The organism is bacterium (assembly GCA_019637795.1).
Lineage (GTDB): Bacteria > Desulfobacterota > Binatia > HRBIN30 > CADEER01 > JAHBUY01.
Window position 1 is genome coordinate 431,518 of sequence record JAHBUY010000004.1, and the last position, 18,363, is coordinate 449,880.

General features: G+C 74.2%; 11 protein-coding genes. 3 read left to right on the forward strand and 8 right to left on the reverse strand.

Translation table 11 applies throughout. The features are described from left to right. Window position 1 precedes the first annotated feature (1 nt). Window positions 2-1,072, reverse strand: coding sequence for a LamG domain-containing protein (locus KF840_15865; GenBank protein MBX3026385.1), 1,071 nt, complete (start codon window positions 1,070-1,072; stop codon window positions 2-4). A 221-nt stretch (window positions 1,073-1,293) separates the two neighbouring features. Here KF840_15865 and KF840_15870 point away from each other — a divergent pair, with 221 nt between their 5' ends. Then, the gene (locus KF840_15870; protein MBX3026386.1) at window positions 1,294-2,511 is read left to right on the forward strand and encodes a hypothetical protein; all 1,218 of its coding nucleotides are present in this window, start codon (window positions 1,294-1,296) and stop codon (window positions 2,509-2,511) included. Window positions 2,512-2,531: 20 nt separating this feature from the next. On the opposite strand, the gene KF840_15875 is transcribed toward KF840_15870, so the two are convergent. Beyond that, window positions 2,532-5,714, reverse strand: coding sequence for an NHL repeat-containing protein (locus tag KF840_15875; protein ID MBX3026387.1), 3,183 nt, complete (start codon window positions 5,712-5,714; stop codon window positions 2,532-2,534). Window positions 5,715-5,870: 156 nt separating this feature from the next. Between KF840_15875 and KF840_15880 the strand changes: the two genes are divergently transcribed. Further along, window positions 5,871-8,624 carry a glycosyltransferase family 39 protein gene (locus KF840_15880; protein ID MBX3026388.1) on the forward strand — a complete coding sequence of 918 codons (2,754 nt, stop codon included), beginning with the start codon at window positions 5,871-5,873 and terminating at the stop codon, window positions 8,622-8,624. A gap of 33 nt (window positions 8,625-8,657) precedes the next feature. On the opposite strand, the gene KF840_15885 is transcribed toward KF840_15880, so the two are convergent. The 3 genes from KF840_15885 to KF840_15895 form a co-directional block, all read right to left on the reverse strand. Continuing rightward, window positions 8,658-9,800 carry an acyl-CoA dehydrogenase family protein gene (locus KF840_15885; GenBank protein MBX3026389.1) on the reverse strand — a complete coding sequence of 381 codons (1,143 nt, stop codon included), beginning with the start codon at window positions 9,798-9,800 and terminating at the stop codon, window positions 8,658-8,660. Further along, window positions 9,797-10,063: an acyl carrier protein gene (locus KF840_15890; GenBank protein MBX3026390.1), complete on the reverse strand. Its 267-nt coding sequence runs from the start codon at window positions 10,061-10,063 to the stop codon at window positions 9,797-9,799. The genes KF840_15885 and KF840_15890 overlap by 4 nt, the downstream gene beginning before the upstream one ends. A 111-nt stretch (window positions 10,064-10,174) precedes the next feature. Continuing rightward, complete coding sequence (locus KF840_15895) at window positions 10,175-10,987, reverse strand: thioesterase family protein (GenBank protein MBX3026391.1); 813 nt, start codon at window positions 10,985-10,987, stop codon at window positions 10,175-10,177. A 116-nt stretch (window positions 10,988-11,103) separates the two neighbouring features. On the opposite strand from KF840_15895, the gene KF840_15900 reads away from it, so the two are divergent. Beyond that, on the forward strand, window positions 11,104-11,970 hold the full coding sequence (locus tag KF840_15900) for a lytic murein transglycosylase (GenBank protein MBX3026392.1): 867 nt from the start codon (window positions 11,104-11,106) through the stop codon (window positions 11,968-11,970). A 20-nt stretch (window positions 11,971-11,990) separates the two neighbouring features. Here the strand turns inward: KF840_15900 and KF840_15905 are convergent, their stop codons facing one another. The 3 genes from KF840_15905 to KF840_15915 form a co-directional block, all read right to left on the reverse strand. Beyond that, window positions 11,991-12,917: an LLM class flavin-dependent oxidoreductase gene (locus KF840_15905; protein ID MBX3026393.1), complete on the reverse strand. Its 927-nt coding sequence runs from the start codon at window positions 12,915-12,917 to the stop codon at window positions 11,991-11,993. A gap of 62 nt (window positions 12,918-12,979) precedes the next feature. Beyond that, window positions 12,980-13,864: an LLM class flavin-dependent oxidoreductase gene (locus KF840_15910; GenBank protein ID MBX3026394.1), complete on the reverse strand. Its 885-nt coding sequence runs from the start codon at window positions 13,862-13,864 to the stop codon at window positions 12,980-12,982. A gap of 112 nt (window positions 13,865-13,976) precedes the next feature. Then, complete coding sequence (locus KF840_15915; protein ID MBX3026395.1) at window positions 13,977-18,254, reverse strand: glycosyltransferase family 39 protein; 4,278 nt, start codon at window positions 18,252-18,254, stop codon at window positions 13,977-13,979. Window positions 18,255-18,363: the final 109 nt, after the last annotated feature.

Consider the following 18,363-nt stretch of genomic DNA (forward strand, 5'->3'; position numbering starts at 1 on the left):
GTCAGTGGATCTCGTCGGCGGCGAGCGGGCGGCCGTAGATGGTCAGGTTGCTGATGCGGCCGTTGGCGCCGACGTACTGGCTGCCGGGGAAGTCGGAGCCGACGTGGATCGGGGTCGAGTCGCGGAACACCAGGTCGTTGGGCAACGTCGTCTGACCGACCGGCTGGCCGTCGACGTAGAGCGCCATCAGCGCCTCGCCCCAGGTCGCCGTCACCCGGTGCACCTGGTTCGGCTGCCAGCCGTCGATGTAGACGTTGACGTTGGTCTCGACGCCGCTCGAATCGATGATGATGAAGCGCAGCGCGTTGTAGTTCTTCACGATCTGCAGGTTGTTCTCCCACCGGTGCTCGTCGCGGATCTGCAGCAGCGAGTTGTTGGTCTCGTCGCTGCCCGCCCAGTGCGGTTGGATGTCGAAGGCGATGGTGCCCATCGCGCCGTCGACGTGGCCCGCGGCGGGCAGGGTGTACTGCGCCTGCTCGGTGAACTCGACGGCGTCGCGGTCCACCACCACGCCGTCGGCCTGCGTCGGATCGCCGCCCTGCGCTGGATCGATGCTGCCCTGGAGCGGGATCGACAACAGGACCCCGCCGGGATCGCGGCGCGCCTCGTCGGGCGCCGGCTCGTCCACCGACTGCGCCGGGTGGTGCGGCGCCGCCGCCCCGCCGCCGGCGCGCGGCAACGTCCCCGTCCGCGCCGCCAGCAGCTCGCTGGCGAGCGCGCCATCCGCACCATCCGTGCCGCGGCCGCTGCCGCTGCGCCCGAGCGCGGCGCCGCCGCGCCGCGCCCCGGCGATCACCTCGGCGGCGCCGCCGTCGGCGTCGGCACCGGATCCACCGCGCTTGCCGCGCCGCTCCTCGGGGAGCAGGCCGCCGGCACCGCCGCGGCGGCTGCCGCCGCGGGTCTCGGACCCGTGGTTCGCGATGCCCACCGCGGCGCGGGTGCCGTCGCCCGCGGCGACGCCGAGCGCGCCATCGCCGCCCCGCACCCTGCCGCCGTCGACGACGTAGCCGACCCCGAACAGCGCCAGCGCCGCCACCATGACCGCCACGGCGATGAGTTGTACCCGCTCCACGCGTCCTCGATCCCGCCGCCGGTCGGATCGTCCGCCGCCGCTCCTCGCGCGGTCGAGACGCCGCCGGCACGCGCCCTCAGGAGGAGCGATGACGGGCGTTTCGCAATTGCTGCATCCGCCACCCACCCGGCGTGATCGGCGGCGGCGCATCGGGGGCCGCGGCGCCGATGAGAGGCGGACCGTTGACCCGGTCGCACGACCGCTGGTAGAGCCTGCGGCCATTGCGACGTGAGACGATCGCACTGCTCATCATTCCAGCCCCGCTCGTGCCCGCCCTCGACTCGCCACCCGAAACGCCCGCGCCGCATCGCGCCGCCATGCCGCGCGCCCTGCGGCTGCTCGTCGCCTGGACGCTCGGGATCGCCGTGTTCGCGCTCACCATGTATCGCGCCAACACCGCCGGCCAGTACGACGACTATCCCAACGCCTACGCCTACGCCGAGATCCATGCCTTCGCCACCGGCACCCCGGTGATGGCGACCACCGCCTTCGGGCCGGAGCGCGAGAGCTCCTGCGGCATCTTCCACATCACCCACCACCCGCTGTTCTCCCACTACGTCGCGGCCGCGTTCGAGTGGGTCGGCCTGCCCGCCAAACTGGCGATCCAGCTCGGCATGGCGATCCCGAGCGCCGCGCTGGTGCTCATCGTGGCGCTGGCGTCGTGGCAGGCGGGGCTGGCGCTGGCGATCACGCTCGGCGCCGCCCTGATGTTCGCCCCCGGGTACTACCAGTGGCTCTCGTACCCGCTCACCGACTCGTGGGCCTTCGGGTGCTACTTCCTCGCCGGGCTCGCCGCGGTCTCCCGGCGCTGGCAGTGGCTGCCGGTGGTCACCTTCGTCATGGCGTGGTGCTCGATCAACGCGGTGGTGTACCATGCGGCGCTGATCGCCGGCGTCCTCATCGCCGCCTACGGCGTCAGCCTGCGCGCCATCGGCATCGGCCTCGCCTCGATCGCCGCCTACGTCGTCGCCTACGCGATGCACATGCTCCAGGTGTGGTGCCACTTCGATTGGGACACCCACCAGGTGTGGCTCGACTACTTCGTCGGCGACGGCCGCAACACCAGCCTGATGCTGCGCGTGTCGCCGCTGACCTTCTCCGAACGCCTGCGGACCGGCGTCGACCTGAACGCGCAGTTCCTGGCCGAGATGGTGCGGAACCAGCACGGCTCGTGGTCGGTGGGCTGGTTCTGGCTGCTGGCGATCCCCGCCCTGCTCTGGGCGCTGGTGATCGCGCGCTCGCTGAGGACCGGACTGGCCATCCTGGCCTTCCTCGTGCTCTTCAGCGGCACCGCGTTCCTCGTGCCCGGCCTGCTGATGCCGCACCTCCACTACATGCCGCGCTACTACCTGCTGCTGGTCTTCGGCGCGGTGATCATCTGCTGCGTCGAGGTGACGCGCGCGGCGCGCGGCGCCGACGCGGAGCGCCGCGCCGCCTGACGCGACCGGGCGCCCCGCGCTCAGCGCAGCGGCACGACGCGCACCACGTCCTCGCCGCGCGACACGACGAGGAGGCGATCGCCGTCGAGGGCGATGCCGGACGGCTCCTTGATGGCGGTGCCGAGCGGCGCCAGCTCGCTGCCGTCGGGGCGGAAGCGGCGCACCGCCTGGGCGTCCCAGTCGCCGACGTAGAGGATGCCGTCGTCGTCGATCGCCAGGTAGACCTCCTTCAGGCGCTCGCCGCTCCAGCCGGGAACGGGGATGCTGCCGATGGCGCGACCGTCGGCGGCGAAGCGCTCGAGGCGATTGTTGCCCGAGTTCACGACCCAGACGTCGCCGTTCGGCGCCACCGCGACGTCGACCGGTTCCACCAGGTGCCCGATGCCGCTGCCGCCGCTCTCGCCGTAGGTGGCGAGCAGGTGCCCGTCGCGATCGTAGACGGTGACCCGCCCGCCGGCCGCCTCGGCGATGTAGATGCGGCGGTCGCGCACGGCGAGCCCGCGCGGGCTCGAGAGGCTCGGCGCGCCGGTGATGGTGAACATCGGCTGGCCGTCGCGGTCGAACGCCTGGACGCGCTGGTTCCAGAGGTCGGCGACGTAGACGAACTCGTCGTCGGCGGCGACGTCGTGCGGCTCGCGAAACTGGCCCGGGCCCGCTCCCGGTCCCCCCCAGGCGCGCAGGAAGCTGCCGTCGCGGGCGAACGACTGGATGCGGTGGTTGTTGCGGTCGGCGACGAATAGGCGCCCGCCCGGTCCGACGGCGATGCCGATCGGCTGATCGAGCTCGCCCGGCCCGCTGCCCTGGCCGCCGTCGAAGGCGCTGTTGGCATCCGCCGGCGCCGGCGCCTCGGGCGCCGAGCCGGCCGGGCTGGCGACCGCCGACACCGCCCCGCTGATGCCGCGCCAGCGCGCGTCGGCGCTGACCGCGCCGAACGGCGTCGTCTCGAAGTCCTCCTCGAAGGTGTTCAGCTCCGACGGCTGCCGCGCCGGGCTCCACTGCGCCTCGCCCGGTGACAGGAGACCGGGCGCCGCGGCGACGTCGTCGACGAACAGGCGGATGCCCGGCGCGGCGTTGACCACGAATCCGGTCAGGCGCGATGCCGGCGCCGCCAGCGGCAGGACCGTCGGCGCGCCGCCGTCGACGTAGAGGGTCGCGCGCCCGTCGCCGCCGAGCGCGATCACCAGCTCGTACCAGCGCCCGGCCTCGAGCGCCGACGCGGGCACCACCGTCGCCGTCGTGCGGCCGCGCGCCTCGAGCCCGCCGTCGCCGAAGCCCAGCGTCAGGACCAGCGGCGCCCGTCCGAGGCGCGGCGGGCACTCGCTGAGCAGCGCCACCTCGCCGCCGGCGCCCGCGCCCTGCAGGCGCATGAGCTGCAGGCGCACGGTGTAGCCGAGGGCCTGGCCGACGGCGGGGAAGCAGCGCATGGCGGTGGCCGCGCCGTCGCCGCCGACCGCCAGCACGCGCGAGGTGTCGGAGAACAGGCCGCTGTGCGCCGTGTGCTGCGGCTCCACGATCAGCGCCATGCCGACCGGCCGGCCGTCGGCGCGCCGGCTGGTGATCGCCTCGCTGCGGTGCTCGCCGAACAGGCGCGACAGGCGCTCGAAGGCGGCGCGGCCGGCGGGCTTGAGGTCGGTGGCGAAGACCAGCCCCTTGCGCCCGTAGCGGTTGATGCGCGGCTCGATGTCCTCCAGCCGCCGCCCGAGGACGTAGTGGCTCTCGAGCGGCGAGCCGCCGCCGTTGTACGAGAGATAGGTGAGCGTGTAGTCGGGCCAGTCCTCGGCGACGACGTAGCGGCTGTAGCGCTCGCCGAAGCCGCGCAGGTACTCGCCCGCCGCCGTCGCCTCGGGGCTGAAACCGATGATGCGGCGCGGCGCCGGGCCGAGAAATTCGCGATAGGTCTCGATACCGGCGATGCCGATCACGGCCAGCGTCAGCGCCGCCGCCGCCCCGCGCGCCGCCGCCGGCGGCAGCAGCGCGGCGCACAGGTCGAGCAGCGCGGCGAGACCGATCGCCGCGAAGAGGATGACGAAGGGCAGCGCGATGATGCAGCGATTGCCGTTCGGCACCGCGAGGATGCCCGGCAGGAGCGCCAGCGCGAAGCCGCCGAGCAGGAAACGCTCGGCGCCGCCGCGCCAGCGGCTCAGGGTCACCAGCGCGCCGAATCCGAACAGCGCCGCGAGCAGCGGCTCGAGCAGCGGCTCGTCGACGAAGAAGTCGTTGCCGTTGCCGCGGTAGTTGAACATCAGGAGGGCGTCGCCGATGGTCGCCAGCACCCCCTCGCCGCTGCTGCCGGCGAGGTTGGCGGCGCGGCCGAAGAACTGCTGCGGATGGGTGGCGGCGTAGTGGAGCATCGGCGCCCCGACGAGCAGGAAGGTGAAGAGCGCCACCAGGGCGCCGAACAGGTGGTGCCGCCAGCGCCGCGGCGTGGCCAGCGCCGCCAGGCCGAGCAGCGCCGCGATCATGACCGGCACCATCCGGCCGGCATCGTAGGTGTAGATCGCCCCCGCCGCCGCCGCCCCGGCGAGCAGCCAGCCCCAGCGCCGGCCGGCCAGCCCGGCCCACAGGCCGAGCAGCGCCGCCATCGCGAACGGCGGCACCATGATCATGCGCCAGCCGACGCGCGAGAACAGGACGTGCCAGCCGCACACCGCCAGCAGCGCCAGCCCGAGCAGGGCAACGCGCGGGCCGACCGTCGCCCGGGCGAAGGCGTAGAACACCGGCAGGGTGGCGATGCCGACCAGGGTGGCCGCCCACTGGATCGGCTCCGGCCGGTTGCCGAGCCAGGCGACCAGCGGCGTGCAGAGGTACATGAAGAGCGTCTCGCGTCCCCACGCCGCCGACACGTACGGCGTGTACGGCGCGCCCTGCAGGATGTGCAGCGCGTACATGCCGTTGAACGCGGCGTCGTGGTTCATCCCCGGCGGAACGGTGGCGCCGTGCAGCAGGCGGAAGCCGACGCCGAGTCCGAGGGCGAGCAGGGCCAGCCCGACCTCGACCCGCCGCGCCAGCGCCGGCCGCGCCGGCACCGCGCCGCGCAGCGCCAGCCGCCAGCAGACGAACAGCGCCGCCACTGCGCCGAGCGTGCGCCAGCCCCAGAGGATGCGCTGGTCGTCGTACTGGAAGGCGAGCTGCGCCCGCCAGGCGAGGGCCAGCAGCCCGATCGCCAGCAGCCAGAGGACGACCCGTCCGACCCTGCCGCTCATCGCGGGCGCGGATGCTAGCCGAGCGGCGCGGAAAGCGCGAACGAGGCAGTGGCGACGAGGCCGCTCGCCCGCGCCGACGCGGCCGGCCGGCGCGCGACCGGCCGGGAGCCTGCCGAGGAATGCATTCCCGCCCGCCTTCTGATAACGGCGCCGCGCATGGCGACGGCGGAAGCGAGCGCCGGACGGCAGGCGCTGCTGGCGGCGGCGATCGGCGTCGCGGTGGCGGCGCAGGTCGCCATCCACCGCGATCACGACGCCCTCCTGCCGTGGCTCGTCCTCGGGCTGGCGGCGGTGGTCGCGGCGGCGGTCGCGGCGCGGCGCGCGGCCGCGCCCGCGGTCCCCGCGCCCGCGGCCCCGGCGCCGGTGTCGACGGCGCAGCGCCTCGGGCTCGCGGCGCTGGCGCTCCTCGCCTGCGCCGCGACGACGACGCTCGCGACGCGCAACGAGCAGCCGGTGGCGGCGCTGCTGCTGTGGCTGGCCAGCGCGGCGCTCGGCGGGCTGGCGACCCGGCGCTGGCAGGCGACGCCGGCGGCGGCGCCCGCCATCCCCTGGCGGCGGCGCGAGCTGGCCGCGCTCGCCGCCCTGCTCGTCCTGGCGGCGCTGGCGCGCGTCCTGTGGATCGACATCCTGCCGCGGGCGATCTTCGGCGACGAGCCGCGGGTCGGGATGTTCCTCTTCAACGCCTACACCGGCGGCCGCATCCCCAACTTCTTCCGCATGGGATGGAACACCTGGCCGTCGCTCGGCCTGTCGCTCGAGGGCCTGTTCGCGCCGCTGCGCGGACTCGACATCACCGCCCTGCGGCTGTCGTCGGCGCTGTTCGGCACCCTCGGCGTGCTGGCGACCTACCTGCTGGCGCGCGAGCTCTCGGGGCCGCGCGTCGCCCTGCTGGCGACGCTGCTGTTCGCGATCTGCCGCACCGCCATCGACTTCAGCCGCCTCGGCATCGCGCACGCGCAGATCCTCTTCCTCGAGCCGCTGGCGCTGTTCCACCTCTGGCGGGCGATCAACCGCGGCCGCGCCGTGCACTGGTGGATGGCCGGCGTCGCCAGCGCCTGGTGCCTGTTCAGCTACAACGCCGGCCAACTGGTGCCGCCCCTGATCGCCGGCTGGCTGGCGCTGGCGGCGATCGCGCGGCCGGCGCGGCTGCGCAGCCACTGGCGCGGCGCGGCGCTGTGGGCGGCCGGCCTGGCGCTGCTCTTCTTCCCCTACGCCTTCTACGCCACCGACGCCTTCACCTTCGGCGTCAACTGGGACCAGTTCACCGTGATGGCCCGCAACCGCCAGACCATGGGCCAGGTGCTCGAGGCCTGGCGGGTGGTCGGCGCCGGGCGCGCCTGGGAGATCCTGTGGCGCCAGATCTGGCTGACCTGGCTCGGCTTCGGCGTGCTGCCCGGCGGCGGCTACCTCCTCGGCTACCGCGGCGGCGGCATGCTCGACGACGTCTCCGCCGCGCTCTTCGTCCTCGGCCTGGCGATGGCGCTGCGCCGGCTGCGCCGCGGCCGCGATGCCTTCGTGCCCTACTGGTGGCTGGTGACGGTGATCGCCGGCGGCATCGTCACCGCCGACCCGCCGGCGACGGTGCGCCTGGTCGGCCTGCTGCCGGCGATCGCCATCCTCGCCGCGCTGCCGCTCGACTGGCTGCTCGCCACCGCCGCCGCCGGCTGGCGGCGCGTCGCCGGGCTGGCGGCCGTCGCCGGCCTCGCCGCCGCCGCGGCGGCGATCAACTGGCAGACCTACTTCGTCGACTTCGCGTCGCAGATCGCCGATCCGAATTCCGAGCTCGCGCGCTACCTGCAGGCGCGGCCGGCCGACCAGCGGGCGATTCTCCTCGGGCCCGAGCACCACCTGGCGCTCTTCCAGGAGCTGTTCCTCATCGAGCGCCCGCGCCGCGCCGACGACGAGCTCGACGTCGCCCACGCCCTGCCGCTGCGCGTCCCGGTCGACGCGCCGCTGACGCTGGTGCTCGGCCCGACGCAGGAGACGCAGGCCGAGTACATCCGTTCCCTCTATCCGGAGGCCGTGGTCACCGAGGTCCGCCACCCCAACGGCGCCCTGTTCTTCCGCGCCGTCGACCTGACGCCGGACGACGTCCGCCGGCGCAGCGGCCTCGCCCTCGCCGCCGCGCCCGGCGGCCCGCTGGCCGGCGCCAGCGATCCCTTCGCGGCCCTGCCGGCCGAGATCGCCGCCGACGCCCAGCTCACCTGGACGGGGCAGATCTACTGGCCCTCGGACCGCGCCCTCGGCCTGCACCTGCTCGCCAACAGCCCGGCGACGCTGCGCATCGGCGACGCGCCGCCGATCGTCACCGACGGCCGCGCGGAGGGCGCCAACGCCACGCTGACGCTGCCGCGCGGCTGGCAGCCGATCCGCCTCGAACAGCGCAACGCCCCGGGACGCAGCCTGCAGCTCATCATGTCGGGCGACGGCATCGGACAGGCCGTCGAGCGCGCGCAGTTGCGGCCGGACGGCGAACGCCAGGGGCTGGCGGCGACGTACACGGTCGGCGACGAGACGGTGCGGATGCTCGATCCGCAGATCAACGCCTACGTCATCGAGCAGCGGCAGGCGCCGAACGCCCGCGTGCGGACGCCGTTCCGCGCCGTGTGGCGCGGCGCCCTGCGGGTCGACCGCGCCGGCACCTACGGGTTCGACGCGATCGGCAGCGGCCCCTATCGCGCCACGCTCGACGGCCAGCCGCTGTTCGCGGTCGAGGCCGTGGTGCCCGACCAGCCGCAGAGCGCCAGCAGCGAGCGCGTCCTCGCGGTCGGCCTGCACCCGCTCGAGGTCACCTTCGACAGCGCCCAGCTCGCCCACACGACGCGCCGCATCTTCCAGCTCTTCTGGACCCCGCCCGGCGGCCCGCGCCAGCTCATCCCGCCGACCAACCTGGTGCCGCCGACGCCGTAGGTCGGCCGCGCCCGCCGGGGCGCCCGCCCCTCGCTACAGCCGCAGGTGGCTGGCGACCAGGTCCTTCATCACCTCGGAGGTGCCGCCGCCGAGGCTGAGGACGCGGATGTCGCGATAGGCGCGGGTGACCCAGTTGGCCTCCATGAAGCCGTTGGCGCCGAAGAGCTGGATGCAGCGCTCGACCACGCGCTGCACGATGTCGATCACCTGGAACTTGATCATGCAGATGCGCTTGGCGTCGATGTGACCGTCGCGGAACTTCTCGCACACCGCGTGGACGAAGGCGCGCGCCATCTCGACCTCGGCCGCCATCTCGGCGATCTTGTGCCGGATCGTCTGCAGGTGGGACAGCGGGCGGCCGTAGGCCGTGCGCTGGCGCAGGTAGGCGATGGTGTCCTGCAGCACCAGGTCGGCGAAGGCGAGGCTGCTGACGCCGCCGATCAGACGCTCCTCGAGCAGATTCTGCGTGTGGTAGTAGTAGCCGAGATGGGGCTTGCCGATGGTGAACGCCTTCGGCACCCGGCAGCGATCGAACGCCAGCCAGCCGGTGGGCGAGGTGTGCAGCCCGAGCTTGCGCAGCGTCTCGCGCACCGAGAATCCGGGCGTGTCGGTGGGCACGACCAGCAGCGACAGCCCGTTCGCCCCGCCCTCGGGCTTGCTGCGGACCAGGGCGACGACGAAGTCGGCGATCGGCCCGTTGGTGATGTACATCTTCTCGCCGCTCACCACCCAGAAATCGCCGTCCTCGACGGCGGTGCACTGCACGGCGCCGCTGATGTCGGAGCCGCCCGTCGGTTCGGTCGAGGCGAGGGCGCCGATCTTCTCGCCGCGGATCGCCGGCGCGAGGAACTCCGCCTTCTGGCGCTCGCTGCCGTAGCGGCTGAGCAGCGGGCTGAAGAAGCTCGCCTGCGCCAGGATGCTGAGGGTGGCGCCCCCCATGCGACAGCGCGGCAGCTCCTCGGCGAGCACCACCGCGTAGCCGAAGTCGAGCTCGCGGCCGCCGTACCGCGCCGGCTGCGTCAGCCCGAGCAGCCCGGCGGCGCCCAGCGCGCGGAACGCCGACAGCGGCAACTCGCTATTCCGCTCCCAGTCGTCGGCGTGCGGCGCCAGCTCCCGTTCCACGAACGCCCGCGCCTCGGCGCGGAAGGCGTGGTGCCCGTCCTGGAACAGCGTCATGGGATGACGCGAGGCAACCCGCAGAGGTAGTCGACGATCGCCGACAGCTCGTTCAGCTCGACCACCTGGATGGGATCGATCTCGATGCCGAGCTCGTCCTCGAGCGTGACCTGCAGCTCGACGAAGGCCACCGACTCCAATCCCAGGTCGTCGGCGAGGCTCGCGCCCGGCGTGATCCGGTCGGCGGGCACGCCGAGCGTCTCGAGCGTCGACGCGATCAGGTTCCAGACGTCTTCCCGTTTCCGCTCCGGCGTCGCATCCATACCGAGCGGCCGGATAGCACTCGGCCGCTGAGGCGTCCATCTGCCCGCGGGTCACCGATGAGAGCCCCGGAACACGGACGCGGACGCCGAAGGCGCGGCGCCGGCGCGGCGTCACCGGCGTTCGCCGGTGTCGTGGAAGCGCACGATCAGCGACTGGTTGCCGGTCGCCATCAGGTGGCCGTCCTCGCTCCACAGGTGGACGCGGCCATGGCCGAAGCCCTTGGCGATGCCGTGCACCTGGATGTCGGCGAGCACCCAGTCGGTGGGCACCAGGTCGAGGATGCGGATGGTGTTGTCGAGGCTGTTGCCCCCGGCCCAGCGACCGAGCGCCTGGCCGATGCCGGAGGGCACCCAGTCGGCGACGATGCACAGCCCGGCGGCGGAGCGGTCGAGCTCGCGCGGCAGGCGCACCCACAGCGCCGAGCGGCCGTCCGGGCTCGGGGTGCCGTCGCGCTGCGCGCCGTAGCGGCCGACGGCGACGCGCAGCTCGACCTGGTCGTGGATGGTGCCCGCGGCGTCGGGCAGTTGCGGCGGACGCGGACAGTCCTCGGGCCGCGGCACGCTCGGCATGCGCGCCCACTGGCCGCTGATCTCCAGGTCGCGGCTGCCGAGGGCGGCGTTGACGGTGAAGATCTCCTGGTCGCCGACGTGGCCGATGACCCGCGCCTGCGTCGTGTTGCGGCCGGCGACCGGCACGACCACGTCGAGGTCCAGGACCGCCGGGCGGCGCGCGTACGACAGGTACTGCGCCGTCGCCCAGACCAGCGGTCGCCCGGTGGTGATCTCCATCGCCGTCACCGCCGCCGCCAGCCCGCAGCCGCCGAAGAGGAAGCGCTCCCGCACCGTCAGCTTGCGCTCCACCGGCAGATACCAGCGGTGCGGGTTGTGGGTCGCCACCAGGCCGAGAAACTCGCGCGCGTCCATGGCCCCCAGGCTTACCGAACGCGCGGCGCGAATCGTAGCCGGGGCGCCTCCCGGATGCGCGCGCGACGGCCGGCTTCTCGCTGGCAGGGCCGGCGCCCGGTCTCTAGACTGCGCGCATGCGGACGTGGGTGATCGCGGCCTGGGCGTTCCTCCTCGCGGCGGCGGCGGCGGCGGCGGCGGCCGACCGCCCGTTCGATCCCACCTGGGCCCGGCTGCAGCAGCGCCTGATCGCCGACGGGGTCGACCCGGGCGCGGTGCGCGCCGCCTTCGCCGACCCGCGGATGGAATCGTTCCGCGGCCTCGCCTTCTCGCTCGACCCGCGCGAGCACGGCTCGCTCTACCGCGGCTTCCTGCGCGCCGACAGCCTGGCGCGGGCGCGCCGCTGCCGGCTGGCGCACGACCGCGCGCTGCGCGACGCCGAGTCGCGCTTCGGCGTGCCGGCCGGCGTCGTCGGCGCCATCATGCACGTCGAGTCGCAGTGCGGGCGCAACACCGGCCGGCGCCGCGTCCTCGCCCAGCTCGCCAAGCTGGCGATGGCCAACGATCCCGACAACGTGCGCTGGAACCTCGCCCGCCACAGCGAGGGCGTCCCGGCGCGACAGCGCCCGGCGATCGCCGAGCGGGTGCGGGCGCGGGCGCGCGAGCTCGAGCGGATGTTCTACCCCGAGGTGCTGGCGACCTTCCGCATCGCGGCGCGCACCGGCATCGACCCGCTGGCCATCACCGGCTCGGGCGCCGGCGCGTTCGGCATGACCCAGTTCCTGCCCTCGAGCTACCTGCGCTTCGCCGTCGACGGCAACGGCGACGGCCGCGTCAGCCTCTACGATCCCGACGACGCCATCGCCTCCACCGCCAACTACCTGCGCGGCAACGGCTGGCGCCCGGGCCTGAGCGACGCCGAGCGGCGGCGGGTGATCTGGACCTACAACCATTCCGACGCCTACATCGACACCATCCTCGCCATCGCCGAACACCTCCAGTAGCGGCGACGCGCGGACCGCGCTCACCCGCCGCAGGCCGGGAGCACCCGCGCCGCGTAGCGTTCGATCTGGGGCACCAGCTCGTCGGGCGGGCAGAGCGGGAAGAGCACGAACTTGGTGCAGCCGGCGGCGATGAACCCGCGCAGGCGCTCGACGCACTCCGCGGCCGAACCGACGGCGCAGCGCGCCCGCATCGCCTCCACCGGCAGGCCGAAGGCGCCGGCGGCGAGCTCGCGCACCGCGGCGGCGCGCGCCGCATCCTCGGTGACGTAGCTGAGCAGCACCGTCCCGGCCTCGCGCCGGTCGATGACCCGGCCGTGCTCCGCGCCGTAGGCCACCAGGGTGTCCATCCCGGCGCGGAACTCCTCGGCGGTGATGAAGGAGGGGAACCAGCCGTCGCCGTACCGGGCGACGCGGCGCAGGGCGACGTCGCTGCGGCCGCCGATCCAGACGTCGAGCGGGCCGCCGACCGGGCGCGGCTCGATGCTCAGCTCGTCGAACTCGTAGAAGCGGCCGCGGTGGCTGACGCGCGCGCCGCTCCACAGCTTGCGCAGCACCGCGACGCCCTCCTCCAGGCGCGCCCCGCGCTCCGCGGCCGGGACGCCCGCGGCCAGGCACTGGCGCGGATCGTTGCCGATGCCGACCGCCATGATGATGCGCCGCCGCCCGCCGCTCAGGTGGTCGAGCGTGGCGTAGGTGCGGGCGACGTGCACGGGGTGGTGCGCCGGCAGGGTCAGCACGCTGGGGCCCATCTTGATGCGCGTCGTGCGGGCGGCCACCAGCGCCATCACGCAGGCGATGTCGAGCTGGGTCCCGGTCACCCGGTCGGACAACCAGATCGAGTCGATGCCGAGATCCTCGGCGCGCTCGGCATAGGCGCAGATCTGCGCCGGGGTGGGCACGCCGGTGCGCGCGCTGCCGAAGCCGATGCCGATCCTGACGCCGCTCATAGCGCTCCCTTCGCCGCGCCGATCATGCCCGGTCGCCCGGCGCTTTGGGAGGCGCCGCCGGATCAGCCGATGACGTCGCGCACCCGGTCGAGCTCGTCGGGATCGGCGGTGGTCGGCACCAGCAGCAGCTCGTCGGTGCCGAGGGCGGCGAGATCGGCGATCACGCGGCGCAGCGCCGCCGGCGAATCGGTGCGCACGGTCGGCGCCAGGTGCCGCGCCGCGTCGGCGCCCATGAAGTTGAGATAGCGCTCGAGGTAGGTGTCGAGCTGCCGGCGCGGGTCGCGGCCGAGCGCGAACCAGCAACTGACGACCAGCCGTGGCGGCCGCGGCCGGCCGCGCTCGCTCCAGGCCGCGCGCGCCGTGTCCCAGGCGAAGGCGACCTCGTCCAGCGAGGGGCCGAAGCTGAAGCCGGCGATGCCGTCCGCCCAGGCGGCGGCGCGGCGGATCGAATCCGCGGTCAGCGACCCGGCCAGCAGCTCCGGGCCGCCCGGCTGCAACGGCAGCGGCTCGACCGGTCGCAGCGCGCCCTCGACGACGTTCTCGCCCGCCCACACCCGCTTCATCAGCGCCACCTGCCGCTCCATGCGGCGCAGGCGGCGGGCGTCGAACGGCTGATCGGCGGCGCGGTAGTCCTCGGCGCGGGCGCCGACCCCGACCCCGAGCACCACCCGGCCGCCCGAGAGGACGTCGAGCGTCGCCACCTGCTTGGCGAGCAGCACGGCGCTGTGGTGCAGCGGCAGCACGACGACGGTGAAGGCCAGCTTCACCCGCTCGGTGGCGGCGGCCGCCACCGACAGCGTCACCATGATCTCGGGGTTCGGGAAGGTGATGCGCTCCCCCGCCGCGAGCGTGCTGAACGGCCCGGCGTCGATCCGCCGACACCACTCGAGCACCGTCCGCCGATCGAGCCCCGGCACCATCACCGGGAGGTTCATGCCGATGCGCACGCGCCGCCCTCCTGCTGATCTCGGGCCCCGAGCGCCCACCGCGTGACAGCGAACGGCCCATGCCCCCACGACTCCAGCCGTTGACGACCGTGCCGGGCCACGCCCCCTCTCCTCACTGCGGCAGGCGCGCCGGGCCGTAGGCCCAGGTCAGGCCCTCGACGGGCGTGCCGTCGAGGTTCTCGAGCCGGAAGTAGAAGCGCCAGTCGCCGACGTCCTCGCAGGCGCGGACGGCGATGGCGTTGCGGCCGGCGTTCAGGTGGATGCGGCCGGTGCGCGCGTCGACCAGGGTGCGTTCGGGATCGACCACCGCCTGCAGCGGCGCGCGCGCGCCGTTGACCCACACCTCGCCGGTGTCGTCGAAGCCGGCGAAGACGCGCAGCTCGCGCTCGACGTCGGTGGTCACGAAGTTCACCGCCCAGGCGCAGGCGTGGTCGGCGTTGGGGACGAAGAAGTCGTTCAGGCCGACGCCGGCGAAGAGCTGATCGTGCAGGCGCCAGCGCACGCCGGGCGGATCCTCCTCGGGCGCCTCCTCCGGCGTCCAGGTGGGCGGCGGCGAGGCGTCGTCCTCAGGCAGCAGGCCGCCGACCCGCCAGGTGGAGACGAAGTCCTTCAGCCGCGTCGCCGCCACCAGGACGAACGCCGCCGTGCCGTCGGGCGCGATCACCCGCTCCAGCACCTGCGGGTCGGCGAACAGCGGCACCTCCTCGGGCAGCACCGCGAAGAGGATGCGCCGCCCGGGCGTGACGTAGTGATCGCGCGCCTCGGCGCTGCTGGCGACCATCTTCTCGCGGTGCTCGAAGGGCGGCGCCTGGCCCGGACGCGGCGCCTGCCGCAGGCCGTCGTAGAAGCGCAGGAAGATCTCCGGCTGGTTGCTGCGCCGGGTGGTCAGCAGCTCGAGGTCGAAGTCGTCGTAGCGCTCGCGGAACACCTCGAGCACCCGCCGCTGGCCGAACTGGAAGCCGGTGTAGTCCTTCGCCGAGTACTGCGGGTAGACCTCGCTGTAGAGTCGCCAGTAGGCGCGCGCCGCCGGCACCAGCACGACCAGCAGCAGCGCCAGCAGTCCGCCCTGCGCGGCCCAGGCCACCCGGCGGCGGCGGGCGAGCGCCGGCAGGCGCAGCAGCGCGCCGGCGCCGAGCGCCGCCACCAGGCAGAAGGCGGCGGCGCCGATGAAGCCGCGCGAGGCGCTCGGGATCTCGTTCATCAGCGCCGCGGCGACGGGATAGAGCGCCAGCCAGAGCAGCGGCAGGCGCAGCGCCCGGTCGCGGCGCAGCAGCGCCGCCAGGACGCCGAGCACGAGCAGCGGCGCCATGAAGGGATAGAGCTCGCCGTGCTCGCCGACGCTGTGGCGAATGATGCGGTCGTTGGAGTCGCGGAACAGAAACTCGCCGGAGAAGAACTCGCCGTAGTTGGCGGCGAACAGGCGCGCCTTCGCCCACGGCGAACCGTCGCGGCCGAGCAGCGAGGTGTGCTCGAAGTAGCTGCCGGCGAGATCGCGGTGCGCCAGGTCGAAGATCGCCACCGGCGCCACCGTCACCGCCAGCAGCGCCGCGGCGAGCGCCGTCTCGCGCCAGCGCTCGCGCAGCGGGCGGCGATAGAGGAGCGCGAAGCCGGCGGTGAACAGCGGCACGAAGAGCTTGGCGGGCACGTAGGTGTAGAGGCAGAGGCCGAGCAGCACCGCCGCCTGGGCGAGCGTGCGCCGGCCCTGCGTCCAGCGCACCAGGGCGGTGAGCGCGCAGGTGAAGAAGAAGGGGAAGGTGACGAGCTCGAAGCCGATGCGGCTGAAGTGCAGGTGCCAGGGGCAGACGGCGAGCAGCAGCGCCGCGACGATGCCGGTGAGCGGCCCCATCAGCGCCCGGCCGAGGAAGAAGAGCGCCAGCACGGTGGCGCTGCCCCACAACGCCGCGGTCAGGCGCACCGCCGTCTCGGTCGGCCCGAGCGCCGCCATCGGCAGCATGGCGGAGTAGAGGAAGACGGGATTCTTGTAGCTGGTGCCGAACGACCAGACGTAGAGCGGCAGCCGGGCGCCGGTCTCGTCGTGGCCGGCGTAGAGCAGGCAGGCGGTGTTGAAGCCGTTGCCGGCCTCGTCGCAGAAGAAGCCCGCCGGCAGCTCGCTCAGGCGGTAGGTGCGCAGCCCGAGCGCCGCCGCCAGCACCAGCGCCAGCAGGAGGGCGACGGCGGCGCGCGGCGGCGCGTTCGCCGCCTCGCGCCCGTCCGGCCCGGCGAGCCAGGTGCGCCAGCGCGCCCAGCGTTCGGCGAGCGGTTCGCGCAGCGCGGCGGCGCCGGGAGGGCGCGGCAGGCGCCAGGCCTGCCACGCCGCCGCGCCGAGGGCGACGAGGGCGGCGAGCAGCAGCACGGCGATCGCCAGGCGTTCGCCGGCGGCGAGGAGCCGGCCGAGGAGCTGCCCCATCGGCCCCGGGCTCGCCGCCTGCATCAGCAGCCGCGGCGGATCGAGGGCGTCGCCGGCGCGGCGCGGCACGGCGGTGAGGAACGCCACCTCGCCGCCCTTGCGGCGATGGGTCTGCACGTCCAGCGCGCCGACCGCCTGCTCGAGCTTCGGGAGCAGCCCGACGCCGGCCGGCATGATGACGAAGACGCTGCGCGACGGATCGAGGCGGGCGCCGCCCTGCAGGAAGGCGTCGAGGTCCTGGATGTCGCGCGTGTCCTCGCCGTAGGTGAGGAACTTGATCGTGCCGTGGCGGATGAAGAAGGCGGGCGCGCCGCCGACCATGTAGGTCGTCCGACCGCGCCCGTGGCGGTTGACGAAGCCGGCGATCTCCACCGCCGGCGAGTGCCGGTAGCGCGGCGCGTAGTCGACGAAATAGGTGCGCAGGTTGATGGCGAGGATCAGGGCCGTCGCGGCGCCGAGCAGCAGGCCGAGCAGCGCCCGGCGGCGCCGCGCCGGCAGCGCGGCGGCGAAGAGGGCCCGCGCCTGCCAGAGGGCGAGGGCGACCAGCAGGACGGCGAACGGCACCAGGCCGCTGATGCGCGGGTAGAAAGGCGTGTCGAGCGTCAGCGCGGCGCCGGCGACCAGCGGCAGCACCAGCCACAGCGCCACCAGCCGCCAGCGGCGCTCGCGCAGGCCGGCGAGCGCCAGGCCGGCGCCGAGGATGAACAGCACGCCGCTCACCGGATCGAGCAGGCCGCCGCCGTAGCCGTATTGCACCGAGTTGTCGCCGGTGAGGTTGAACAGCGACAGGGCGGCGCGCATCTGGATGGCCAGCATCACCGCCAGACTGTCGGTGTGGTAGCCGTAGCTCAGGTGGTGGCGCGCCGCCGGCGTGAACATGCTGGTGTCGCGCGTCCGCTCCCAGAAGTCGGCCCAGTGGTGGGCGAAGTAGCCGAACATCGGCGCCGCGACCGCCAGCGCGGTGAGGCCGATGACCGCCAGTTGCAGCAGCCGCGCCAGGCGCCGCTCGCGCGGCGTCTCCGGCAGCCAGGCGATCCAGGTCAGGGCGACCAGCACCGGCACCAGGCGCGAGGCGTAGTAGGTCTGGATGCCGAGCCCGAGCGCCAGCCCGCACCACACCGCGGCGCCGAGGCGGTTGTCCTGCCACACCTGCAGCAGCAGCCAGACCGCCAGCAGCGCCAGCACCGGGGTGTCGATGTAGTGGTAGCCGGCGCGGCTGAGGTGGATGTAGAAGCGCTGGCCGACGAGCAGCAGGGAGGCCAGCAGCGCCACGTCGGCGTTCCACAGCCGGCGCGCGACGGCGAACAGGAGCAGCACGCCGGCGACGCCGAGGATGGCGCTGGTGGCGCGCAGCCCGAGCAGCCCGACGCCGAAGACGCGCAGCCCGAGCATGGTCGGGAAGGCGTGGAAGCGCGGCAGCTCGAACCAGCCGGCGCCGAAGAGGTTGAAGCTCTCGAGCAGGCGGATGGCGTCGAGACCGACCTCGGCGTCGTCGCCGTGCACCTCGGCGGGGATCGCGGTCAGCGCCCAGCCGAACACCAGCGCGGCGAGCACGGCGATGGCGGCCAGGGCGGCGCGCTGCCCCGGCGTCAACGGCGCCAGCCGCGACGGCGCCGACGGGCCGAGCACCGCGCCGCCGGCGATGGCGACCAGGCCGACCGTCCACAGGGTGTGGGTCAGGGTCGGCGACGCGTCGCGGTAGACGAGGACGCCGGCGGCGACGCAGAGCGCCACGCCGAGCCCCAGCGGCATCAGGTGCAGCGCCGACCAGGGGCCCGGCGCCGCCTCCTCGCGCTCGGGATCGAGCCGCGCCCGCCGCGCGCCGAGCGCGAACAGCACGGCGGCGATCGCGAACGCCGCCACCGCCGCCCAGCCGTGGCGGTCGATCACCGCCTGGCCGGCGGCCGCGACGGCCACCCCGGCCACGCCGAGCAGCAGCGCGCCGCCGCCGGTCGGTCGGCGCCCGAGGGTCCGGGCGCTCACGGACTCACTCGCGAGCACGGCATCGGGAAGAGGCCCCTCGGCTAGCCGGGATTGTTCATGAGCTCGCGTCGCGAGAGCGCCGAGGGTGCGCCAGATCTGGCCAAGCGCA

Coding starts and splice junctions, on each gene's coding strand:
- KF840_15900 (MBX3026392.1), top strand. CDS start 11,104: ATGCGGACGTGGGTGATCGCGGCCTGGGCGTTCCTCCTCGCGGCGGCG.
- KF840_15895 (MBX3026391.1), bottom strand. CDS start 10,987: ATGGACGCGCGCGAGTTTCTCGGCCTGGTGGCGACCCACAACCCGCAC.
- KF840_15875 (MBX3026387.1), bottom strand. CDS start 5,714: ATGAGCGGCAGGGTCGGACGGGTCGTCCTCTGGCTGCTGGCGATCGGG.
- KF840_15885 (MBX3026389.1), bottom strand. CDS start 9,800: ATGACGCTGTTCCAGGACGGGCACCACGCCTTCCGCGCCGAGGCGCGG.
- KF840_15905 (MBX3026393.1), bottom strand. CDS start 12,917: ATGAGCGGCGTCAGGATCGGCATCGGCTTCGGCAGCGCGCGCACCGGC.
- KF840_15890 (MBX3026390.1), bottom strand. CDS start 10,063: ATGGATGCGACGCCGGAGCGGAAACGGGAAGACGTCTGGAACCTGATC.
- KF840_15880 (MBX3026388.1), top strand. CDS start 5,871: ATGGCGACGGCGGAAGCGAGCGCCGGACGGCAGGCGCTGCTGGCGGCG.